We start from the raw sequence: 22,277 nt of genomic DNA on the forward strand, positions 1-22,277 counted from the left end.
TCAGTTCGCTCCCGAGAATTCCTTGCGGCGGTTGACGATCCACCGCGCGACCGCGTTGACGGCGAAGGTGACGACGAAGAGGATCAGGCCCGTCGCGATGAGGACGTTGATGTTGAGTGCGTACGCCTCGGGGAAGGTGAGGGCGATGTTCGCCGCGATCGTCGACGGGTTCTGCGACGTCAGCAGGCGGAGGGTCACGACGTTCGTCGCGGAGAGGACCATGGCGACCGCCATCGTCTCGCCGAGCGCGCGGCCGAGGCCGAGCATGGATGCCGACACGATGCCCGACCGGCCGAAGGGGAGCACCGCCATGCGGATCATCTCCCAGCGGGTCGCACCGAGGGCGAGCGCCGCCTCTTCGTGGAGGACGGGCGTCTGCAGGAAGATCTCGCGGCAGATCGCGGTGATGATCGGCACGACCATGACGGCGAGGACGAGGGCGGCGGTGAGGATCGTGCGGCCGGAGTTGAGCACCTGACCGGAGAAGAGCGGGATCCAGCCGAGGTTCTCGTTCAGCCACTTGTAGGTCGGGACGACCGAAGGGGCGAAGACGAGGATGCCCCACAGGCCGTAGACGACGGAGGGGACGGCGGCGAGGAGGTCGACGATGTAGCCGAGGGTCTGCGCGAGCCGGCGCGGCGCATAGTGCGTGATGAACAGGGCGATGCCGAGCGAGAGCGGCACCGCGACGATCAGCGCGAGGAAGGCGGCCCAGATCGTGCCGAACAGAAGCGGCATGACGTAGGACCAGAAGTTGGAGGTCAGCAGGGATGCCGTCTCGTTCGTCGCCCCGAAGGCAGGCAGCGACTGGACGATGAGGAAGATCGCGACCGCCGCGAGCGTCACGACGATCATCGACCCCGCGAACACAGCGGTGCCCGAGAACCAGAGGTCCCCGGCGCGTTGCTTCGCCGCACCCCGCCGGGGAGCGGTGGCGGTGGTTGCTGTCATCGGGGTCTCTCTCGTCGGGCGCGGAGGGGGTGTGGTGCGTGGCGACCGGACGGCCTCCCGGGGCGATGCGCTCCGGGAGGCCGTCCGTCGGCTCACTTGATGAGGTCGATCGCAGCGAGCGACTTCGTGCGGAGGTCCTCCGAGATGGGAGCGCTGCCCGCGTTGTCGGCGGCCAGCTTCTGGCCGTCTTCGCTGACCGCGGTCTGGAAGAACGCCTTGGTGAGGGCGGCGACGTTCTCATCCTCGTACTGCTCGCAGCCGATGAGGTAGCTGACCAGGAGCACGGGGTAGGCGCCCGCCTCGGTCGTCGTGCGGTCGATTGTGAAGGCGAGGTCGCCCTCGGTGCGGCCCGACTCGATCTCCGATGCGTCGAGCGTCTTCGAGGCGCCCTCCGGGGAGTGCGCGACGAACTCGTCGCCCACCTTGACGGCGACCGACGAGATGTCGCCGGCCTGCGACGAGTCGGCGTAGCCGATCGAGCCCTCGCCCGCCTTGACGGCCTCGACGACGCCCGACGTCTTCTCGGCGGCTTCGCCGACGACGCCGGCGGGCCACTCCTCGACGGAGCCCCACGTCCAGATGTTCTCCGCGTTCGCCGACAGGTAGTCGGTGAAGTTGCCGGTCGTGCCCGACTTGTCGGAGCGGTGGACGGGGTTGATCGGCAGGTCGGGAAGAGTGGCGTCGGCGTTGTCGCGGGCGATCGCCGGGTCGTTCCAGTTCGTGATCGTGCCGGCGAAGATGCCTGCGACGGTCTCCGCGTCGAGGTTGAGCGAATCGACGCCGGGAACGTTGAAGATGATCGCGATGGGCGAGATGTAGGCGGGGATCTCGACGATGCCCGAGTCCGCGGCGCACGCGCCGAAGCCGCCCGCGGCGATCTCGTCCGTCTTGAACGCGCGGTCCGAGCCCGCGAAGTTCACGGCACCGGCGAGGAACGACTCGCGGCCCGTCCCCGAACCGGCGGGGTCGTAGTTGATGACCGCGTCGGGGTTGGCCTGGTTGAAGGCGGACGTCCACGCCTGGACGGCGACCTGCTGCGACGACGCGCCCTGTCCGTTGAGCGTTCCGCTGAGAGCGGCGGCGGCGGACTCGGTGTCGGTCGGGGCGGTCGTGCCGCCCTCGTTGGCCGCGCAGGCGGTGAGAGTGAGTGCCGCGACGGCGGCGACAGCGCCCAGCTGGGCGATGCGGGTGAGCTTCACTGTGAATCCTTCACATGTCAGGGATGATCGGCCCGGTGCGGGGCACGTCCGTGACGGTAGACATCGACTCTTACGAGAGTGCGCTGTCTCGGTGAACGACAGGTGAACGGGATTCAGACGGTCGGCTCGTGCGTTTCTATCGACACGATGCCGGAGCCGGGGTGATCGGCCGACAGATGGACGACGGAGAACCCCCCGACCTCGAGCGAGGACGCACTGCCGAGGTAGGAGCCGCGGAGCGTGCCGGTCGCGAGGGCGAGCTCGGCGAGGATGCCGGGGATCACCGGACCGTGACTGCACAGCACCGCGGGCTTGCGGGCCCGCACGCGCTTGCCCACGACGGCGCGGACGTCGGAGGTGCCGTCGGCCCAGGCATCCTGCGACACGAGCGGCGTCCGGGTGATCTGGCGTCCCAGTGCCTTCGACAGCGGCGTGACCGTCGACACGCACCGCACGGCATCGCTCGAGACGATCTTGCGCACGCCGTAGGAGCGGATCGGTCCGACGATCGCCTTCGACTGGCGGGTGCCGCGCGCGGTCAGCGGTCGTGCGGCATCCTGCCCCTTCCACTCCTCCCGGGGGAGGGCCTTCGCATGCCGCAGCACGACGACGGGGAAGGTCGAGAGGATGCCGTCGTCGACATAGGTCAGGAACTGCTCGAGGATTTCGACGTCGACCGGGTAGGAGAGATATCCGAGCGCTTTGCGCGGCGTCACCCACTCGAGGGCGGCGACCTCCTTGTTGGGGATGAACGTCGACGCCCGGATCGCGGACTCGGTCGCCTCCGCCGCCCAGTAGTGGACGATCTTCTGACGTCCGCGCGGCATGCGGTAGCGCGAGACGCCCACCGGGATGCCGAGCGAGACGCGGATGCCGGTCTCCTCATGGATTTCGCGCACCGCCGTCTCGACGAGTGTCTCGCCCGGGTCCACCTTTCCCTTGGGAAGGGTGACGTCGGAGTACGCGGTGCGATGGATGACGAGGATGTGGAGCTTGCCCTCGACCAGGCGCCAGATGACGCCGCCGGCAGCGTAGACGGCCGTCTCGGTCATCGCACCGCCCGCGCCCGGCGTCGGCGCTGGATCTGGGCCATCGTCCGATCCTGCAGGTCGACGAGGGGCTTGCCGTCCTCGCCGACGCTACGACGCACCCACCCGCCCTCGGCCTCGAGGTGCCACGAGCTCGTCGTCTCGCTCATCGCGACCTCGAACAGGTCGATCAGCTCCTTGACGTGCCCAGGAGCGACGACGCGAACGAGCGCCTCGACCCGGCGGTCGAGGTTCCGGTGCATCATGTCGGCGCTGCCGATGTACACCTGCGGGTCGCCGTCGTTCTCGAACGCGAAGATGCGCGAGTGCTCGAGGTAGCGGCCGAGGATCGAGCGCACGGTGATGTTGTCGCTCACACCGGGAAGCCCTGTCTTGAGCGAGCAGATGCCCCGCACCCAGACATCCACCCGCACACCGGCGGCACTCGCCCGGTACAGCGCGTCGATGATCTGCTCGTCGACCATCGAGTTGACCTTGATGCGGATGTGCGCAGGCTTGCCCTCCAGGGCGTTCCGGCGTTCTTTGTCGATGAGGCGCAGGAGCCCCTTGCGCAGATGCAGCGGTGCGACGAGCAGGCGCTTGAACTTCTTCTCGATCGCGTAGCCGGAGAGCTCGTTGAACAGGCGGGTGAGATCGCGTCCGACCTGCTCGTCGGCGGTGAAAAGGCCGAAATCCTCGTAGAGGCGACTCGTCTTCGGGTTGTAGTTGCCCGTGCCGATGTGGCTGTAGCTGCGGAGCATCCCGTCCTCCTCGCGGATGACGTGCAGCAGCTTGCAGTGGGTCTTCAGTCCGACGAGTCCATAGACGACGTGAACGCCGGCCTTCTCGAGCTTGCGCGCCCACACGATGTTCGCCGCCTCGTCGAACCGCGCCTTCACCTCGACCAGAGCGAGCACCTGCTTACCGCGTTCGGCGGCGTCGATGAGGGCCTGCACGATCGGGCTGTCGCCGGAGGTGCGGTAGAGGGTCTGCTTGATCGCGAGGACGTGGGGGTCGCGAGCGGCCTGCTCGAGGAACGCGACGACGCTCGTGTTGAAGGATTCGTACGGATGGTGCACGAGCACGTCGCCCTTGCGGATCGCGGCGAACAGATCGGCGCGACCGTTCTGCTCTGCGGGCTGGAACGCGGTCGCGGTCACCGGCACGTGCGGCGGGTAGTGCAGCTCCGGTCGGTCGATCCGGGCGAGGTCGAACAGGCCCCGGAGGTCGAGCGGTCCGGGGAGGCGGTAGACCTCCTGATCGGTGACCTCGAGCTCGCTGATGAGGAGGTCGAGGGTCACGTCGTCCATCTGCTCGGTGACCTCGAGTCGGATCGGCGGGCCGAAACGGCGACGGAGGAGCTCAGCCTCGAGCGCCTGGATGAGGTTCTCGGTCTCGTCCTCCTCGATGACGACGTCCTCGTTGCGGGTGAGGCGGAACGTGTGGTGCTCGAGGATCTCCATGCCCGGGAACAGGTCGCCCAGGTGGTTGGCGATGAGCTGCTCGAGCGGGAGGTAGCGCGACGTGCCCGGCTGCGGGGAGCGCGCGGGCACCTCGACGAAGCGGGGCAGCATCGAGGGCACCTTCAGGCGGGCGAACTCCTGGCGACCCGTCTTGGCGTTCCGAATGCGGATCGCGAGATTCAGCGACAGACCCGAGATGTAGGGGAACGGGTGCGCCGGGTCGACCGCGAGCGGCATGAGGACGGGGAACACCTGCGCCTGGAAGTAGTCGTACAGGTCGGCGCGCTCGTCGTCGGTGAGGTCGTCCCACCCGACCGCCTCGATGCCCGCCTCGGCGAGAGCGGGCTTCACGAGCTCGGTCCACGCGCGCGCGTGGCGCAGCTGCAGGGCGTGGGCGCCCTCGGAGATGTCGGCGAGGACGTCGAGCGGCGCGCGCCCGACGTTGGTCGGCACCGCCAGCCCCGTCACGATGCGGCGCTTGAGGCCCGCGACGCGCACCATGAAGAACTCGTCGAGATTCGAGGCGAAGATCGCGAGGAAGTTCGCGCGCTCGAGCACCGGCAGGGCCGGATCCTCGGCGAGTTCGAGCACACGCTGGTTGAAAGCGAGCCAGCTGAGCTCACGGTCCATGTACCGGTGATCGGGCAACGGGGAATCGTCGACTTCGACCGTCTCGTCGAAGTCGTCGTCGTCGGCGTCGCCGAGACCCGTGTCCAGAGGTTCGGTGTCGATCATCCCCTCATCATTGCAGGGGGAGGTGACGCGCGCGTTAACCTCTCGGCCGGTCTTATGCGCCTGTTACGCGCCGGATCGCTCGCGGGGGGAGGGCACCTGGTCGTCTTCGTAGACGTTGAAGCGATAGCCGACGTTGCGGACGGTGCCGATCAGCTGCTCGAGGTCGCCGAGCTTCGCGCGCAGACGCCGCACGTGCACGTCGACCGTGCGCGTGCCGCCGAAGTAGTCGTAGCCCCACACTTCGCTGAGCAGCTGCTCGCGCGTGAAGACGCGCGACGGGTGCGTTGCGAAGAAGTGCAGGAGCTGGAACTCCTTGTAGGTGAGGTCGAGCGCCTTGCCGTGCACCTTCGCCGAGTACGACGACTCGTCGATCGTGATGCCGGAGGTCTGGATGCGGCTCGAGACCTGCTCGGCGCTCTGCCGCCCGATCGCCAGGCGGATGCGCGCGTCGACCTCGGCCGGGCCGGCGGTGTGGAGGATGACGTCGTCGACGCCCCAGTCGGTCGAGACCGCCGTGAGGCCGCCTTCGGTCACGACGAGCACGAGCGGCGCGTCGAGGCCGGTCGTGTTGAGGATCTTGCAGAGCGATTTGGCGCCGACCAGGTCGACGCGTGCGTCGACGAAGATGACGTCGGCGCTCGGGGCGTTGACGAGCTGCGCCGGTTCGGCGGGAATCTGCCGGACGCGGTGGCTCAGCAGTTCGAGCGCGGGCAGGACGGACCCTCCGCCCTGGGCGGAACTCAAGACGAGAAGCTGAGCCATACGGTCCCTTCCGGACCGACGGGCGGACCGTGACCCCATCTTAGGACCTCTCCGCAGCGCTGCCTCACGGCGGGATGCGTGCGGCGCGGCCGGAGGGCCGTGGCAGGGGGTCGGCGTGCGCCGTCGGCATCCGTCCGTCATGATGGACTCATGTCGGTTCCCGGTCTCGCCCCGCGCGGCGGCTTCGCGGAGATCGTCGCCGTCTGGATCGCCGCCGCGGTCGTCACCGTCGCGATCGCCCTCGCCGCCCCCGCGCCCCAGCGCGCCGAGTGGCTTCCCCTCGGGCTCGCCGCGTGCGTCATCCTCGCGTTCGTTATCCAGCTGGCTCGTGGCCACGCGGAAGGCTTCCTGCGGCGGGTGGCGGCGAGCGTGCTCGGCGCCCTCGTCGTCATGGGCCTCGTGAGCCTCGGTCTCGCCCTCGCGAGCCTCGTCGCCCTGTAGCGCTCGACGTTGCCGAAGCGTGGCGCACTGCCGAAGCGTGCCGCGAACCTCCCGCGGCGAAGCGGGGTAGGGCGAAGCGGGGTAGGGCGAAGCGGGGTAGAGTGGGCGCCATGGACCTCGTCGCACTCGAACTCTTCTTCGTGGGGCTCCTCGCGCTCGCCTCGCTCGCGATCGTCTTCGTGTCGGGCGTCGTGATCAAGAACCTCTACCGCGGCCAGCGCTGATCCCGCTGATCATCCGGGAACGCGCGTCGTGATCGATCTTCCGACCGACCTGCCGGCGGACATCGTCCCGCTGTCGTGGCTGCTGGGCGTCTGGGAGGGCACCGGCGTCATCGACTACGAGACGGACGGCACCCGCTTTGAGGGCGAGTTCGCCCATCGCGTGAGCTTCAGCCATGACGGCGGCGACTACGTCAACTACGCCGCCAGTGCGTGGTTGCTGGGCGATGACGACGCGCGCACGCCGCTCGTCGCCGAGACCGGGTACTGGCGTCTCGCCCGCCCCGCGGACGACGCCGACGCCGGCCCCGCGCTCCTTCCCGCCGTGACGGCGCGCGAGACGGCGCGCACCGCGGACGACGTCGAGACTCTCCGCAACGCGGAAGGCGGATTCGACCTCCTCGTCTCGCTCGTCCACTCCGACGGCATCAGCGAGCTCTACCTCGGCCAGGTCCGCGGCCCGCGCATCGACCTCGCGTCGGACGCGATCGTGCGCCCGGCGGGCGCCAAGCCCTACGCATCGGCGACCCGCATGTACGGACTCGTCGACGGTCACCTGCTCTGGGCGTGGGACATCGCCGCCCTCGGCGGAACGCTCGGTTCGCACGCGTCGGCTCGCCTCGCGCGCGCCGAGTGAGCACGGCACGTCGAATGAGCACGGTCATGGATGCCGATTCCCCCGCCGCCCCCGATTTCGGGCCCGGCGCCGTGGTCGAGGGCGACGTGCTTCTCCACCTCGGATCGCCCACGCGCGAGCAGCGCGCACTCGCGGCGGGCACGGCGCTCGCGCCGCTCGCCTCGCGCACGGTCCTCACCGTCTCCGGCCCTGACCGGCTGAGCTGGCTCGACTCGATCACCTCGCAGGCCCTCACGATGCTCTCGCCGGGCGAGAGCGCCGAGCTTCTCGTCCTCGACCCGCAGGGTCACGTCGAGCACGCCGCGGGCATCGTCGACGACGGCGAGATCGCCTGGCTCGTCGTCGACCGCTCGCGCGCCGAGGCTCTCCGCGCCTGGCTCACCCGCATGCGCTTCCGCCTGCGCGTCGAGATCGTCGATGCGACCCCGACGCACCGGGTGGTCGGCGGCACCCGCGCGGCGGTCGCCGACCTCGCGGCGGATGCCGTCTGGCACGACCCCTGGCCCGGCATCGGCGTCGGGGGCTGGGGGTACGCCCCCGCCGACCCGCATCCGGGGGTCGAGTACGACTGGGCCGAGGCCATCGTGCCGGTCGCCGAAGCGGAACGCCTCGCGGCTGCGGCCGTCGCCGGCGACCAGGCTCTCGCCGGCGAGCTCGCCGCCGATGCCCTCCGTGTCGCGGCGTGGCGCCCGCGCGCCGAACGCGAGGCCGACGGACGCACCCTGCCGCACGAGGTCGACTGGCTCCGCACCGCCGTGCACCTCGAGAAGGGGTGCTACCGGGGGCAGGAGACGGTCGCCAAGGTGCACAACCTCGGGCATCCGCCCCGCCGGCTCGTCGCACTCCAGCTCGACGGCAGCGACGCGGTGCTGCCGGCGCCCGGCGCCGACGTCGCGCTCGCGGGCGAGGACGGCGATGTCGTCGGTACCGTGACGTCGGTCGCGCGCCACCACGACGAGGGGCCGATCGCGCTCGCGATCATCAAGCGCACGACGCCCGTCGACGCGCCGCTGACCGTCGCGACGGACGACGGGGTCGTCGCCGCCGCGCAGGAGACGATCGTTCCGCCCGACGCGGGGCGCACGGCATCCGTTCCGCGTCTTCCGCGGCTCTCGCGCCGGCGCTGACCGGAGCCGCCGCGTGAGCGCCCCCGATCCCGACACGCAGTCGATCGCGCTGCCGACCGGTTGGCGCGCCGCGCTGTCGCCCGACCGCGGCATCCCACGGGTGCGTGAATCGCTGCCGGCGATCGTGCAGATCGTCCTCGCGGCGACGGCGGCGTTCGCGTTCGCGCACTACGTCCTCGGCCACCCGGTGCCGCTCCTGGCCGCGACGGTCACGATCTCGAGCCTCGGCCTCGTCCGCGATGCGCGCCCACGGCTCATCCTCGGCACCGTGATCGCGATGGTCGTCGGCATCCTCATCGCCGAGCTCATCGTGATGGTCGCGGGCGTCGGCTGGTGGCAGCTCGCCCTGACCCTCACGGTCAGCCTCGTCGTCGCGCGGTTCTTCTCCCCGCAGCCGGCGTTCGCGATCGCTGCGGCGATCCAGGCGGCGATCGTCATGGTGATCCCGACGAGCGTGCCGTTCCTGCGCGTGGCGGACGGGATCGTCGGAGGGGTGACGGCGCTCCTGGTCACCGCTCTCCTGCCGCGGAGCCCGCTGCGCACCGTCACGGCCGAGGGCGCCGAGGTGTTCGCCGCGTTCGACTCCGCGGTCATGACCCTCGTGCAGGCGCTCCGCCGCGGCGACCGCCAGCGCGCCGAGCGGGGGCTCGAGAAGGCGCGCGGTCTCCAGGCGCCGGTCGACACGTGGCGTCAGGGGATCGAGTCGGGGTACGCGATCGCGCGGATTTCGCCGTTCCTTCGGCGTCAGCGCACGGAGTTCGAGCGGCAGGAGCGCATCCGCACCCAGCTCGACCTCGCGAGCCGCAACCTCCGCGTCATCGGGCGGCGGGTCGTCTACCTCAGCGACGACAACCTCTCCCGTCCGGTCGCCGCCGACCTGCTGAGCGAGCTCGCCGCCGGTGCGCGTCTGGTCGCGGACTCGCTCTCCGACATCTCCTACGAGCCGGCCGCCCGCGAGGCCGTGCGTGCCGTCGCGGCGCGTCTCGACCCCGCCGCGCTCGCCGCGGGGCGCTCGAGCGTCGACCAGAACCTCATCGGAGCGTTGCGACCGCTCGCGGTCGACCTCATGACGGCCGCCGGCATGCCGGCATCCGACGCCCGTGCCGCGCTCCCGCGCACCTGACCCCTCCCGCGCCCGCCCCCCGCGCCTGACGCCTCCCCGCCCGCCGCCGCCCGCCCTGCCCGCGAGACCCGGTTTTCTCGACGAGACCGCGTGCCAGGGACGGGGTCTCGTCGAGAACGCGCGGTCTCGGGGAGTGCGGGTCTCGGGGGGTGCGGGTCTCGGGGAGTGCGGGTCTCGGGGGGGGGGGGGGGCGATCTCGGGAGGTGCGGGTCTCGGGGAGTGCGGGTGCCGGGGCGCGGGGGAGCGCGAGAGGAGGGTCAGGATGCCGGGGCCACGAGCGACCAAGGCACGGTCACCTCGCCGAGGCGCCAGCGCGCGCGGCCCTGGGCGGGCCAGCCGGCGTCAGCGAGGGCCTGGAGCGCCGTGCGCCAGCGGTGATCGGCGCCGAACGAGCCCGCGGCGACGGCGCGGACCCACTGCGTGTCGAGCGCCGAGAGGAAGGCGTGCACGCCCTCGCCCGGCACGTTCCGATGGATGAGCGCCTTCGGCAGGCGTTCCGCAGCGATGGCGGGAGAGTCGAGGCCCGCGAGCCGGAGCGACACGGTGAGCGAGCGGGGCACGGCATCCGGACCCACCTCGATCCACGTGCAGACGCGGCCGAGCTCATCGCACGTGCCCTCCACGAGCATGCCGTCCGGCGCGAGCCGCGCGCACATCAGCGCCCAGGCGGGGACGACCTCCGCCTCGTCGTACTGCCGCAGGACGTTGAACGCGCGGATGATCGCGGGGCGACGCGCACCGACACCCCCGGCGGGCGATCCGGATGCCGACGCGGGCAGCGGCACCTCGAACCCGCCGCGCGCGAACGAGACGTGCGCGTCGGGCGCGAACGGCGTCCGCCCGGCACGCACGTCAGCCAGCTGAGCGTTCGCGCGGGCGACGCGGGCGGGGTCGATCTCGAGACCCACGACCTCGACGTCGCCCCGGACCGGCCGCAGACGCGCCTCGAGTTCGAACGCCGTCACCCCGCTCGCGCCGTAGCCGAGGTCGACGACGAACGGATCGTCCGCGCGGCGGAGCACGGGATGCCGGGCGATCCAGCGGTCGACGCGGCGCAGCCGATTGGTGTTCGTCGTGCCGCGCGTGATGTGGCCCGCGGCCCGCACGGACGTGGCGGGTTTGTCCGGCGGCATCCCCCCATGATGCCAGCGTGGACGTGAGTAGGATGACGGACATGACCGCTCCCTACACGCTCATCCTCCTCCGCCACGGGCAGAGCGAATGGAACAAGACCAACCAGTTCACCGGCTGGGTGGACGTCCGACTCACCGAGCAGGGTCGCGGCGAGGCCGCGCGCGGCGGCGAGCTCATGAAGGAGCAGGACATCCTGCCCGACATCCTGCACACCTCAGTGCTGAGCCGCGCGATCCAGACGGCGAACATCGCCCTCGACACCGCCGATCGGCTCTGGATCCCCGTGAAGCGCTCATGGCGCCTCAACGAGCGCCACTACGGCGCCCTCCAGGGTAAGGACAAGGCCGAGACCCTCGCGGAGTTCGGCAACGAGCAGTTCATGCTGTGGCGTCGGTCGTTCGATGTGCCGCCGCCGCCCCTGGACGACGACGCGCCCTACAGCCAGGCGCACGACCCCCGCTACGTCGGCATCGACGGCGAGGTGCCCCGCACCGAGTCGCTGAAGCTCGTGATCGACCGCCTGCTGCCGTACTGGCACGACGAGATCATCCCCGACCTGAAGTCCGGCAAGACGGTGCTCGTCACGGCGCACGGCAACTCGCTGCGTGCCCTCGTGAAGCACCTCGACGGCATCAGCGACGCCGACATCGCCGAGCTCAACATCCCCACCGGAATCCCGCTGGTCTACCAGCTGGGCGAGGACTTCACGCCGCTCGAGCCGGCGCGCTACCTCGACCCCGAGGCCGCCGCGGCGGGTGCCGCCGCCGTCGCCAACCAGGGCAAGAAGTAAGCTCGCAGGTTCTGCGCGAAGAAGAGGTTCTGCGCGAAGAAGAGGGGATGCCGACCGGCATCCCCTCTTCTGATTCGTGCGCCGTGCGCTCAGTCGGCCGGGTTCTCCTCGCCGCCGGCGACGATGACGGCGATCGACTCGGTGTCGGGCGTCCACTCGCCGGTGGCGAGGTAGGCGACCTTCTTGGCGACCGAGACGGCGTGGTCGGCGAAGCGCTCGAGGTAGCGGCTCGCGAGCGTCGCATCGACCGTCGCCGACGCCTCGCCCTGCCAATTGTCGCTGAGGACCTTCTCGAACACCGAGAGATGAGCGTCGTCGAGCTGGTCGTCGAGCCCTCTGAGCACCTCGACGAGAGTGAGGTCCTCGCTGCGCAGCAGCTCGGTGAGGGTCCGTGCGACCTCGACGTCGAGCCGGCCCATGCGGGTGAAGGTGCTCTTGAGCCCCTTCGGGATGGCTCGTTCGGGGAAGCGCATACGGGTCAGCTGCGCGATGTGCTCGGCGATGTCGCCCATGCGCTCGAGCGATGCGCTGACGCGCAACGCCGCCACGACGATCCGGAGATCGCGGGCGACCGGCTGCTGGCGGGCAAGGATCTGGATGGCGAGCTCATCGAGCTCGATCGCCTTGTCGTCGATGATCTGGTCCGCCTCGATGACCTCTTCGGCCAACGCCACATCGCTCGATCCGAACGCACGCGTCGCCTTGTCGATGGCGACGGTGACGAGCTCGGAGATCTCGACGAGACGTGACTGCACGTCTTCGAGCGACTGGTGGAACACTTCGCGCATCGGGTGCCTCTCGGGGTGATGTCTGGACGATCGGGGATGATCACGGCGATGTCGCGGCGATCCTCCCGCTCGAAGGTTAACGAACGGTGCTCGCCCGGTGAACACTCGCGGCGAGCTGCCCAGGGAGCCACAGTAACGGTCTGTGTCCGCTCTCGCGCCACCCTACGCTGGGACCATGGACTCGACGCAGTTGGCGATCGTCGCCCTCGTCGTCGGCGCCCTCATCGGCGGAGGTGTCGCCGCGCTGATGCTCTTCGCCGTGCGCACCCGCGATCGCGTGCGGGTCGAGTCCTCCGTCGAACTGCCCGACGGCGCCCGCGCGGTGCTGCAGGGGATGGATGAGGCGGCCGTGGTGGTGGATGCCTCGCTGCAGATCGTCGCCGCGTCGGCGCCCGCCGAACTGTTCGGGATGGTCGAGGGATACTCGCTCCCCGGCGATGAGCTGCGGACCCTCGTGCGCACCGCGCGACGATCGGATGCCGCCGAGACCGGCACCCTCCGCCTTCGGCGCGGCGTGGAGATGCGCCTCGTCTCGGCGCGTGCGAGCGTCATCACGCCGCGCCTGACCCTCATCGTCATCCGCGACATCACCGAGCACGAGCGCGTCGAGGAGATGCGCCGTGACTTCGTGTCGAACACCAGTCACGAGCTGAAGACGCCGGTGGGCGCGGTCACGCTCCTCGCCGAGGCGATCGACTCCGCCGCCGATGATCCCGATCAGGTGCGGCACTTCGCGTCCCGCCTGAGCGCGGAGGCGGCGCGCCTCGGTCAGCTCACCTCGCGCATCATGAACCTCTCCCGTCTGCAGTCCGCCGACGACCTCACCGAACTGCGTGACGTCTCGGTCGACGAGGTGGTCGCCGCGGCGATCGAGTCGCAGGCGATCCCCGCCGATGCGGCCGGCATCGCCGTTTCGCGCGGCGGTGACCGCGGCGCGTACGTGCGCGGCGACGTGCAGGTGCTGACCGAGGCGATCGCGAACCTCGTCGCAAATGCGGTGGCGTACTCGTCGCGGGGCTCGCAGGTCGGTGTCGGCGTGAGGCGGCACGACGGCGTCGTCGAGATCGCGGTCACCGACCGGGGTATCGGCATTCCCGAAGGCGAGCAGCAGCGCGTGTTCGAACGGTTCTACCGCGCCGACCAGGCCCGGTCGCGCCGCACGGGCGGGACGGGGCTGGGCTTGTCGATCGTGAAGTACGCCGTGCAGCGGCACGGCGGCGAGGTCGACCTGTGGTCGCGTCCGGGACGCGGCTCTACGTTCACCGTGCGCCTTCCCGCGATCGCCGCGCCCGAGGGCTCGGCTGACGACCGTCGGAAGAAGAAGAAGTCCAAGAAGAAGAGCACCCGCACCACCACGCGGGTAAAGGGAGAGTCCGCATGACCCGCGTTCTGATCGTCGAGGACGAACCCGACCTCGCCGACCCGCTCGCCTACCTGCTGCGTCGGGAGGGGTTCGACGTGGAGATCGCCGAAGACGGGCCGTCCGCCGTCGACGCCTTCGCGGCGCGCGGGGCGGACATCGTGCTGCTCGATCTCATGCTCCCCGGGGTGCCGGGGACGGAGGTCTGCCGCGTCATCCGTGCGACCTCGAAGACGCCGATCATCATGCTGACGGCCAAAGACTCGGAGGTCGATATCGTGGTCGGCCTCGAGCTCGGCGCCGACGACTACGTCACGAAGCCGTACTCGTCACGCGAGCTGTTGGCGCGCATGCGTGCCGTGCTGCGGCGGACGGCGACCCCCGACATCGAGGTCGAGGAGCGCATCGTCGACGGCGGACGAGTCGTCATCGACATCGACCGGCACACGGTCACCGTCGACGGTGCGGTGACCCCGATGCCGCTCAAGGAGTTCGAGCTGCTCGAAGTGCTCATGCGCAACGCCGGGCGGGTGCTGACCCGCGGCCAGCTGATCGACCGCGTGTGGGGGAGCGACTACTTCGGCGACACGAAGACGCTCGACGTCCACATCAAGCGCATCCGCTCGCGCATCGAGGAGAACCCCTCCGAGCCGGCGATGCTGCTGACGGTGCGGGGGCTCGGGTACCGCTTCGACGCCTGAATCGCTGCAGGAGGTGAGCCGTTGCAGGAGACCTGCGCGGCGGCATCCGTCGCCGGGTCAGTCGGCCGGGACGAAGTCGGTGAGGTAGGGTAGCGTGCCGTCGAGGACGGGCACGGAGTGGACGACGCCTTCGCCGTCGCCGGACTGGAAGCTCATCTCGACGTCGTTGCCTGCCTGGCCGTCGAAGTCGGAGAGCAGCAGCGGCTCGGCGCCGTCGAAGCCGAGGCTGAGGCTCGTGCGCGCGGGAACGCGCAGGCTCGCCGTCTTGCCGTCGATGCCGACGACGATGCGCTGGGGCTCGTCGGTGTCGTTGATGAGCGCGGCGATGAAGTTGGCGGCCGTGCCCTCGTCATTCGTGACGAGGAGGGCGTTGCGGACCTTCACCGGTCCGGAGTCGGGAATGTTGACGCCGTCGGCCGCCGAGTACTGGATCGTCGTCGCCTGCGGGGAGATGATGCTGCAGCCGGTCGCGCCCAGCAGGACGGCGGCGGCGAGGGCGACGGGCGCGAGGCGGCGCGTGTTCACGGGTCCTCCTGGGAGAGTGCGGCGAGTGGCCGTCGATGACGGTGCGTCACCATTCTAGGGTGCGCGCAGAGCCCGTCCGCGGCGCGTCGCTGCCGGTCAACCGGCGAACCTTAGCGTATGTCGCCTGTGGTATCCTTGAGGTTGCCGAAAGGACATAACTGCATGCTTTTTGAGGTTGGCGAGACGGTCGTCTATCCGCACCACGGCGCCGCGACGATCATCGAGGTCAAAGACCGGATCATCAAGGGCGAGACCAAGAAGTACCTGAAGCTGAACGTCACGCAGGGCGATCTCATCATCGAGGTCCCCGCGGACAACGTCGATCTGGTCGGCGTTCGCGACGTGATCGGCAAGGACGGTCTCGAGCGCGTTTTCGACGTGCTCCGCGCCGCGTTCACCGAGGAGCCGACCAACTGGTCGCGCCGCTACAAGGCGAACCTCGAGAAGCTCGCCTCCGGTGACGTGATCAAGGTCTCCGAGGTCGTCCGCGACCTGTGGCGCCGCGATCAGGACCGTGGTCTCTCTGCGGGCGAGAAGCGCATGCTCGCGAAGGCACGCCAGATCCTCGTCTCCGAGATCGCCCTCGCCCTGAAGGCCGACGAAGAGCACGCCTCCGGCGTCCTCGACGAGGTCCTCGCGAGCTGACGCTCCCGGCATCCGTTTGCGGGTGCGCCATGATGGCACTCATGAGTGCTCCTTCCACGACGAAGACGTCGCCGGATCTGGCCGGTCGTGACCTCACGCTCGATCTCGCACGCATCGTATGCGTGCTGCTGGTGATCGTCATTCATCTGCTCCAGGTGGGCATCGGGCGGGGGCCTGACGGCGCGCTCGTCACGTCGCGCCCCGCAGAGGAGCAGTCGTGGTTCGACGCGGCGACGTGGGTCGGGCAGGTCATGCCGCTGTTCTTCGTCGTCGGAGGATTCGCGTCGGCGGCGGGGTGGGAGTCGTGGCGGCGGCGCGGTGGGGATGCCGCGGGATTCGTCCGCACGCGAACGCTCCGACTCGCGCAGCCCGCGTGGCCGCTGTTCGTGTTCTTCGCCGTCGTGCTGAGCGTCGCGGTGCTGATCGGAGCCCCCTCCGATCTCGTGGCCGCGGCGGCGGTCGGCGCCGGGTCTCCGCTGTGGTTCCTCGCCGCCTATCTGCTGTGCCAGGCGCTCGTACCGCTCATGGTCGGCCTGCATGCGCGCGCGCCGCGTGCGACGGTGCTCGGGCTGCTCGCCGGTGTCGTCGCCGTCGATGCCCTGCGCTTTTCGACCGGCATCTCCGAGATCGGTCTGCTGAACCTGCTGTTCGTGTGGCCCCTCGCCCAGCAGCTGGGGTTCTGGTACCGCGACGGCTGGTTCGCGCGGCGCAGTGCGCTCGCCCTCGTCGCGATCGCGGCGCTCTGCTATGCGCTCCTGTGGCCGCTGACGGCATGGGGGCCGTACTCGACCTCGATGCTCGGCAACCTCAACCCGCCCACGCTGCCCCTCGTGCTGCTCGGCGTCGCGCAGGCGTGCATCCTGTGCCTGCTCCGCCCGGCGCTCGAGCGCGTGATGCGGGTGCGCTGGGTGCGCGGCTTCTCGTTCGTGCTCGGCTCGAGGCTCATGACGATCTACCTCTGGCATCTCCCCGTGATCCTCGTCATCACGGGGCTCACGCTGCTGATCCCCGGCGCCGCACCGGAGCCGGCATCCCCCGCCTGGTGGTGGTCGCGCCCGCTGATGTTCGTCGTGGTCCTCGCGGCCGTCCTCGCGCTCTCGCTGCTGATCGCGAGGTGGGAGGCCCTCGGCACGCTGGGCGCCACCCCCGCCCCCGGGGTCGTCGCTCTCGCGTGGGCGTGCGCGTTCATCCCACCGTTCGTCGTCATGGAGTGGTTCCTGAGCCTCGGGAGCGCCGTCCTGGGGGCGGTGCTCCTCGGTGTCGCGGTGCTGCTCCTGCGCCACCGCCGGTTCGCGCGTCAGCCCGTCGCGCAGTCGGTAGGGTCGCAGGCATGACCACCGACGCCCTCATCCCGGTTCCGCATCTCGCGATCATCGTCGTGGCGGCCGGCGCAGGCACCCGTCTCGCATCGGGATCACCGAAGGCGTTCGTCGGTCTCGACGACCACACGATCCTGCGCCACGCGCTGGACGGCGTGTTCCGCGGCCCCGTCGCGCAGGTGATCGTCGTCGCGCCCGCCGCGCGCGTCGGCGATGCGCTCACCGACGCGCTCGCCGCCGCGGGGGAGCGCCGCGACCTCGTGACCGTCGTCGCCGGCGGCGAGACCCGTCAGGAGTCGGTCGGCGCGGGCCTGGGTGCCGTCTGGCCCGACGTCGAGCGCGTGCTCGTGCACGACGCCGCCCGCGCGCTGACGCTGCCCGCGGTGTTCGAGCGCGTCGTCGCGGCGCTCGAGAGCGGGCACGACGCCGTCCTTCCGGTGCTTCCGGTCGTCGACACCATCAAGCGCGTCGAGGCCGACGCCGTCGTCGAGGCCGTCGACCGCTCGACGCTCGCCGCGGCCCAGACGCCGCAGGGGTTCCGCCGGAGCGTGCTCGACGCCGCGTATGCCGCGGCATCCGCCGACCACACCGACGACGCGGCGCTCGTGCAGGCCGCCGGTGTCGAAGTGTGGACCGTGCCCGGCGACGAGCGGGCGTTCAAGATCACGACGCCCGCCGATCTCGAGCGCGCCCGCGCGCTGCTGGCGCCGGCGTCCGCCGCCCCGTCGCCCGCGCCCCGGTCCGTCGCCCCACGCGTCGGTGTCGGCACCGACGTGCACGCGTTCGGCGGCGACGGCGACCTCTGGCTCGCGGGTCTGGACTGGCCGGGTGAACGGGCGCTGTCGGGGCACTCCGACGGGGATGCCGTGGCGCACGCGATCGTCGATGCGGTGCTCGCCGCGGCGGGGCTCGGCGACATCGGCACGCACTTCGGCACGGATCAGCCGGAGTACGCCGGGGCGCACGCGGCGGCGTTCCTCGCCCGCACGCGGACGCTCATCGCAGAGGCGGGCTTCACGATCGGGAACGTGTCGGTGCAGGTGCAGGCGAACCGCCCGCGCTTCGCGGCGCGACGCGGGGAGGCCGAGGTCGCTCTCAGCACGGCGCTCGGCGCTCCCGTCACGGTATCGGCGACAACGACCGACGGCCTCGGGTTCACCGGCGCCGGCGAGGGCGTTGCGGCGTTCGCCGTCGCGGTCGTCTACCCCGCCTGAGCCTGCCCGTCACGCCTCGACGGCGTACGGTGCGGGATCGCGCGGACGCCGCGACCCCCACGCGAGGAGCGTCAGCCCCGCGGCCAGCACGAGGAGGCCCGCCACGGCGAGCGGCGAGAGGTGCTCACCCAGGACGAGGATGCCGAGGAGCGCGGCCGTCAGGGGTTCGGCGAGCGTGAGGGTCGCCGCGGTCGCGGCGGACAGTCCCTGCAGGCCCCAGGTGAACAGCACGTAGGCGACCGCGATCGTCGTGAGGCCCAGCCACAGGGCCATCGCGACACCGCGCGCGTCGTCGAGCCACGAGATGTCGACGAAGGGCAGTGCGAGGGCGCTGACGAGCGCCGAGCTCGCCCCCATCGCGCCGACCACCGTGAAGGCATCCCACCCGGCATCCAAGAGGCGCCGCTGCGCGTTGGCGATCACCGCGAACGACGCTCCCGCCCCGATGGCCGCGGCCACCCCGACGGGGTCGGTGCCTCCGGCCGTACCGCCCCCGCCGATGCCGAGGAGCACCACCCCCACGGTCGCGAGCGCGGTCGCGCCGACCCACGTGGGAGTGGGGGGACGCCGGGTGAGCGCCCACTCGAGCAGCCCCGCCAGCACCGGCGCCGAGCCGAGCGCGATGACGGTCGAGACCGCGACGCCGTTGCGGGCCGTGCCGAGGAAGAAGAGCGGCTGGTACACCGCGAGGCACACGCCGGTCAGCGTCATCAGCAGGAGCGGGCGGATGCCGAACCGCGGGCGATCCGTGCGAACCTTCGTGGACGCCGGAGGCGCGCTCCCGGCACGCCGCCGACGGTGCGCCGTCCCCAGCGTGAAGGCGAGGAGTGCGAGCCCGGTGCCGCCGAGGACCATGCGCACGACGCCGACCGCGAGGGGCGTCGTGCCGTCCGGCCCGAGCGCCTGTGCGGTTCCCGTCGTCCCGAAGAGCACGGCGGCGGCGAGGACGGCGATCACGGACAGCACTCTTCAGGTCTAGCGCAGATGTGTTTCCCGAAACGAACCGGGCCCGCCGGTAGGCTGGTGAGGTGACGGTCCGGCTCTACGACACCCAGGCTCAGGCGTTGCGCGACTTCGCGCCGCTCGATGAGAAGAACGTCACCATGTACGTGTGCGGACCGACGGTGCAGTCGGGGCCCGGCATCCATCACCTGCGCGCGGCGCTCGCGTTCGACCTGCTGCGCCGCTGGCTCGCCCGCACGTACGGGCGCGTCACCTTCGTCCGGAACGTCACCGACATCGACGACAAGGTGCTGCAGAACGCGACCGCGGCCGAGCCGTGGTGGGCGCTCGCCTATCGCATGGAGCGCGAGTTCTCTGCGGCGTATGCCGCCATCGGCATCCTCGCCCCGACGTACGGGCCGCGCGCGACAGGGTCGATCCCGCAGATGCAGGAGCTCATCCAGACGCTCATCGACGCCGGTCACGCCTACGCGCAGGACGGCGACGTCTACTTCGACGTCCGGTCGTGGCCGGCCTACGGATCGCTCACGCATCAGAGCGTCGACGCCATGGAGCCCTCCGCCGACAGTGCGGAGCGCGGCAAGCGCGATCCGCACGACTTCGCGCTCTGGAAGGCCGCCAAGGACGACGAGCCCGCCGACGCCGTCTGGCCCTCTCCCTGGGGCCCTGGCCGCCCCGGCTGGCACATCGAGTGCTCCGCGATGGCGCGCCGCTACCTCGGCGCCGAGTTCGACATCCACGGTGGCGGCATCGACCTGCGCTTCCCGCACCACGAGAACGAGCTGGCCCAGTCGACCGCCGCGGGCGACGCCTTCGCACGGTACTGGCTGCACAACGGGCTCGTGACCGTCGGCGACCAGAAGATGTCGAAGTCGCTCGGCAACTTCCTGCTCGCGGGCGACGTGCTCGCCGACAACGACCCGCTCGTCGTGCGCTACGCGCTCGCCGCCGCGCACTACCGCTCCTCTCTCGAGATCACCCCGAAGACCTTCTCCGAGGCGGAGTCCGCCGTCGGACGCATCCGCACCTTCCAGGAGCGGGCGGCGCGGGTCCTCGGCACGGCGACGCCGCTCGTCGCCGCCGACCTGCCGGCCGCGTTCGCCGCTGCGCTCGACGATGACCTCGGGGTGCCGCAGGCGCTCGCCGTCGTGCACGAGACGGTGCGGGCGGGGAACGCCGCGCTGGATGCCGGAGACACGGATGCCGCGGCGCGCGCGCTCATCGAGGTGGGGCGGATGACCGGCATCCTCGGTCTGAACCCCGCCGATCCGCAGTGGCAGGACGGCGGAGACGCCGCAGAGACGCAGGCGCTGGACTCTCTCGTCCGGACGCTCATCGCGCAGCGCGCCCAGGCGCGCGCCGACAAGGACTGGGCCGGTGCCGACCGCATCCGCGACGCGATCGCGGCGGCGGGCATCGCCCTCGAAGACGGTCCCTCGGGGACCCATTGGAGTGTGAACCGTGGCTAAGCCGGGCAATCCGTCCGCGGGCAAGGGCAAGAAGAAGGGCCCCACGAAGGGCACCGGCGGGAACGGGCGCAAGGCGCTCGAGGGCCGCGGGCCGACCCCGAAGGCCGAGGACCGCAGCTGGCACGTCGCCGGCAAGCGCAAGGCGGCCGCCGAGCGTTACGCCGCGGCGGGCGGCAAGGGACGCCCGGGCGGGGCGAAGGGGCAGGGGTCGAATCCGAACCGCTCCGGCCGCGCGAAGGCCGGCGACGACACCGAGAACGTCACGGGGCGCAATTCGGTGCTCGAGGCGCTGCGCGCCCGCATCCCCGCGACCGCGTTCTACATCGCGCAGCGGGTGGAGATGGACGATCGCGTCAAGGAGATGCTGTCGATCGCGACGCAGCGCGGCATCCCCGTCATGGAGGTCACGCGCCCCGAGCTCGACCGCATGGCCGGTTTCGACGGCGTGCACCAGGGCGTGGCGCTCAAAGTCCCGCCGTACGAGTACGCGCACCCGCAGGACCTTCTCGAAGACGTCATCGCCCGCGGGCAGACGCCGCTGTTCGTCGCGCTCGACGGCGTCACCGACCCCCGGAACCTCGGCGCCATCATCCGCTCGACGGCCGCCTTCGGCGGGCAGGGCGTCATCATCCCGCAGCGCCGGTCGGCGGGGGTGAACTCCGCCGCGTGGAAGACGAGCGCCGGCGCTGCCGCGCGCGTTCCCGTCGCGATGGCCCCGAACCTCACGACGACGCTCAAGGAGTTCAAGAAGCAGGGCGTGTTCGTCCTGGGTCTCGACGGCGGGGGAGACGTCGCGCTTCCGACCCTCGAGCTCGCCGACCGTCCCGTCGTCATCGTCGTCGGCTCCGAGGGCAAGGGGCTCTCGCGTCTCGTGACCGAGACGTGCGACCAGATCGTGTCGATCCCGATCTCGTCCGCCGCAGAGTCGCTCAACGCCGGCATCGCCGCATCGGTCGCGCTGTATCAGGTCTCGACCATCCGAGCCGCGTCCGAGTAGGCATCCGCAGCACAGCATCTTCCGCAAGCCGTCCGAAGGGGAGCATCATGTCGAACATCGCCGTCATCGGGGGCACCGGCTACGCCGGTCGCCACATCGTCGCCGAGGCCGCCGCACGCGGGCACAACGTCCTCTCGGTGTCGCGGAAGGTCGCCGCCGACCGCGTCGAGGGCGTCGCGTACATCGAGGGCACGATCCTCGACGTGCCGAGCCTGCTCACCGAGCTGCAGGGCGTCGACGTCGTCGTGGTCGCCGTCTCGCCGCGCGGCGAGATGGAGGGTCTCGTCCGTCCCAACGTCGAGGCGCTGAACGCGACCCTCCCCGAGACCGTGCGCCTGGGCGTCGTCGGCGGTGCCGGCGGAAGCCTCGTCGCCCCCGGTGGACCGCGCCTCGTCGACGCCGGGTTCCCCGACGAGTTCAAGGCCGAGGCGCTGGAGGCCATCGGCATCCTCGAAGATCTGCAGAGCGAGGACGAGGGCCGTGACTGGTTCTACATCCATCCCGCCGGCGGTTTCGGCGCGTGGAACCCGGGGGAGCGTACGGGCGAGTACCGCGACGGCGGAGATGTGCTCGTGACGGATGCCGAGGGCGAGTCGTTCATCTCCGGTGCGGACCTCGCGGTCGCGGTCCTCGATGAGATCGAGAGCCCGAAGCACACGCGCGAGCGCTTCACCGTCGGCTACTA

Annotated in this window: 22 protein-coding genes; 13 read left to right on the plus strand and 9 right to left on the minus strand. The window is 70.8% G+C overall.

Going from position 1 to position 22,277, the window contains the following annotated elements; all coding sequences use genetic code 11:
* From pstC to ACRVYW_RS07710, 5 genes are all read right to left on the minus strand, one after another.
* Nucleotides 1-951, minus strand: a complete 951-nt coding sequence (pstC, locus tag ACRVYW_RS07690; RefSeq protein ID WP_431803274.1) for a phosphate ABC transporter permease subunit PstC — start codon at nt 949-951, stop codon at nt 1-3.
* 92 nt (nt 952-1,043) lie between these two features.
* Nucleotides 1,044-2,150, minus strand: coding sequence for a phosphate ABC transporter substrate-binding protein PstS (gene pstS, locus ACRVYW_RS07695; protein ID WP_431803276.1), 1,107 nt, complete (start codon nt 2,148-2,150; stop codon nt 1,044-1,046).
* Between the two features lie 113 nt (nt 2,151-2,263).
* Nucleotides 2,264-3,202 carry an NUDIX hydrolase gene (locus tag ACRVYW_RS07700; protein WP_431803278.1) on the minus strand — a complete coding sequence of 313 codons (939 nt, stop codon included), beginning with the start codon at nt 3,200-3,202 and terminating at the stop codon, nt 2,264-2,266.
* On the minus strand, nt 3,199-5,376 hold the full coding sequence (locus ACRVYW_RS07705) for an RNA degradosome polyphosphate kinase (protein WP_431803280.1): 2,178 nt from the start codon (nt 5,374-5,376) through the stop codon (nt 3,199-3,201). The genes ACRVYW_RS07700 and ACRVYW_RS07705 overlap by 4 nt, the downstream gene beginning before the upstream one ends.
* Before the next feature lie 63 nt (nt 5,377-5,439).
* Nucleotides 5,440-6,138 (minus strand): response regulator transcription factor, encoded by a 699-nt coding sequence (locus ACRVYW_RS07710; protein WP_431803282.1) that lies wholly within the window; start codon nt 6,136-6,138, stop codon nt 5,440-5,442.
* 150 nt (nt 6,139-6,288) lie between these two features.
* Between ACRVYW_RS07710 and ACRVYW_RS07715 the strand changes: the two genes are divergently transcribed.
* The 4 genes from ACRVYW_RS07715 (at nt 6,289) to ACRVYW_RS07730 (ending at nt 9,687) form a co-directional block, all read left to right on the plus strand.
* Nucleotides 6,289-6,579 carry a hypothetical protein gene (locus ACRVYW_RS07715; protein WP_431803284.1) on the plus strand — a complete coding sequence of 97 codons (291 nt, stop codon included), beginning with the start codon at nt 6,289-6,291 and terminating at the stop codon, nt 6,577-6,579.
* A gap of 252 nt (nt 6,580-6,831) precedes the next feature.
* On the plus strand, nt 6,832-7,437 hold the full coding sequence (locus ACRVYW_RS07720) for an FABP family protein (RefSeq protein WP_431803286.1): 606 nt from the start codon (nt 6,832-6,834) through the stop codon (nt 7,435-7,437).
* Between the two features lie 26 nt (nt 7,438-7,463).
* Nucleotides 7,464-8,564, plus strand: coding sequence for a YgfZ/GcvT domain-containing protein (locus ACRVYW_RS07725; protein WP_431803288.1), 1,101 nt, complete (start codon nt 7,464-7,466; stop codon nt 8,562-8,564).
* A gap of 13 nt (nt 8,565-8,577) precedes the next feature.
* Nucleotides 8,578-9,687: an FUSC family protein gene (locus ACRVYW_RS07730; RefSeq protein WP_431803290.1), complete on the plus strand. Its 1,110-nt coding sequence runs from the start codon at nt 8,578-8,580 to the stop codon at nt 9,685-9,687.
* A gap of 257 nt (nt 9,688-9,944) precedes the next feature.
* Here ACRVYW_RS07730 and ACRVYW_RS07735 read toward each other — a convergent pair whose 3' ends face one another.
* Complete coding sequence (locus ACRVYW_RS07735; protein ID WP_431803292.1) at nt 9,945-10,820, minus strand: class I SAM-dependent methyltransferase; 876 nt, start codon at nt 10,818-10,820, stop codon at nt 9,945-9,947.
* A gap of 41 nt (nt 10,821-10,861) precedes the next feature.
* Here ACRVYW_RS07735 and ACRVYW_RS07740 point away from each other — a divergent pair, with 41 nt between their 5' ends.
* Nucleotides 10,862-11,611, plus strand: coding sequence for a phosphoglyceromutase (locus ACRVYW_RS07740; RefSeq protein ID WP_431803294.1), 750 nt, complete (start codon nt 10,862-10,864; stop codon nt 11,609-11,611).
* An 89-nt stretch (nt 11,612-11,700) separates the two neighbouring features.
* On the opposite strand, the gene phoU is transcribed toward ACRVYW_RS07740, so the two are convergent.
* Nucleotides 11,701-12,399: a phosphate signaling complex protein PhoU gene (gene phoU / locus ACRVYW_RS07745; protein WP_431803296.1), complete on the minus strand. Its 699-nt coding sequence runs from the start codon at nt 12,397-12,399 to the stop codon at nt 11,701-11,703.
* 175 nt (nt 12,400-12,574) lie between these two features.
* Here phoU and ACRVYW_RS07750 point away from each other — a divergent pair, with 175 nt between their 5' ends.
* Together ACRVYW_RS07750 and ACRVYW_RS07755 are read left to right on the plus strand one after the other, a co-directional pair.
* Nucleotides 12,575-13,780: a sensor histidine kinase gene (locus ACRVYW_RS07750; protein WP_431803298.1), complete on the plus strand. Its 1,206-nt coding sequence runs from the start codon at nt 12,575-12,577 to the stop codon at nt 13,778-13,780.
* Entirely contained in the window at nt 13,777-14,460 is a 684-nt protein-coding gene (locus tag ACRVYW_RS07755) for a response regulator (RefSeq protein WP_431803300.1), read from the plus strand. The genes ACRVYW_RS07750 and ACRVYW_RS07755 overlap by 4 nt, the downstream gene beginning before the upstream one ends.
* A gap of 57 nt (nt 14,461-14,517) precedes the next feature.
* Here ACRVYW_RS07755 and ACRVYW_RS07760 read toward each other — a convergent pair whose 3' ends face one another.
* Nucleotides 14,518-14,985, minus strand: a complete 468-nt coding sequence (locus tag ACRVYW_RS07760; RefSeq protein WP_431803302.1) for a DNA modification methylase — start codon at nt 14,983-14,985, stop codon at nt 14,518-14,520.
* Nucleotides 14,986-15,147: 162 nt separating this feature from the next.
* Here ACRVYW_RS07760 and ACRVYW_RS07765 point away from each other — a divergent pair, with 162 nt between their 5' ends.
* Genes ACRVYW_RS07765 through ispD form a run of 3 tightly spaced genes read left to right on the plus strand, consistent with a single transcriptional unit; the run spans nt 15,148 to nt 18,163 of the window.
* Complete coding sequence (locus ACRVYW_RS07765; protein ID WP_336625283.1) at nt 15,148-15,630, plus strand: CarD family transcriptional regulator; 483 nt, start codon at nt 15,148-15,150, stop codon at nt 15,628-15,630.
* A 41-nt stretch (nt 15,631-15,671) separates the two neighbouring features.
* Nucleotides 15,672-16,964: an acyltransferase family protein gene (locus ACRVYW_RS07770; RefSeq protein ID WP_431803305.1), complete on the plus strand. Its 1,293-nt coding sequence runs from the start codon at nt 15,672-15,674 to the stop codon at nt 16,962-16,964.
* Entirely contained in the window at nt 16,961-18,163 is a 1,203-nt protein-coding gene (ispD, locus tag ACRVYW_RS07775) for a 2-C-methyl-D-erythritol 4-phosphate cytidylyltransferase (protein WP_431803307.1), read from the plus strand. The genes ACRVYW_RS07770 and ispD overlap by 4 nt, the downstream gene beginning before the upstream one ends.
* Nucleotides 18,164-18,172: 9 nt before the next feature.
* Here the strand turns inward: ispD and ACRVYW_RS07780 are convergent, their stop codons facing one another.
* Complete coding sequence (locus tag ACRVYW_RS07780) at nt 18,173-19,129, minus strand: DMT family transporter (protein ID WP_431803309.1); 957 nt, start codon at nt 19,127-19,129, stop codon at nt 18,173-18,175.
* A 62-nt stretch (nt 19,130-19,191) separates the two neighbouring features.
* Here ACRVYW_RS07780 and cysS point away from each other — a divergent pair, with 62 nt between their 5' ends.
* The 3 genes from cysS to ACRVYW_RS07795 form a co-directional block, all read left to right on the plus strand.
* The gene (cysS, locus tag ACRVYW_RS07785) at nt 19,192-20,595 is read left to right on the plus strand and encodes a cysteine--tRNA ligase (RefSeq protein ID WP_431803311.1); all 1,404 of its coding nucleotides are present in this window, start codon (nt 19,192-19,194) and stop codon (nt 20,593-20,595) included.
* On the plus strand, nt 20,588-21,592 hold the full coding sequence (gene rlmB, locus ACRVYW_RS07790) for a 23S rRNA (guanosine(2251)-2'-O)-methyltransferase RlmB (RefSeq protein WP_431803313.1): 1,005 nt from the start codon (nt 20,588-20,590) through the stop codon (nt 21,590-21,592). Before cysS ends, rlmB begins: the two co-directional genes overlap by 8 nt.
* A 47-nt stretch (nt 21,593-21,639) precedes the next feature.
* On the plus strand, nt 21,640-22,277 hold a 638-nt coding region (locus ACRVYW_RS07795), incomplete at its 3' end, for an NAD(P)-dependent oxidoreductase (protein WP_431803315.1).

The sequence above is a fragment of the Microbacterium sp. bgisy203 genome (assembly GCF_965345155.1).
Taxonomy (GTDB): Bacteria; Actinomycetota; Actinomycetes; order Actinomycetales; family Microbacteriaceae; genus Microbacterium.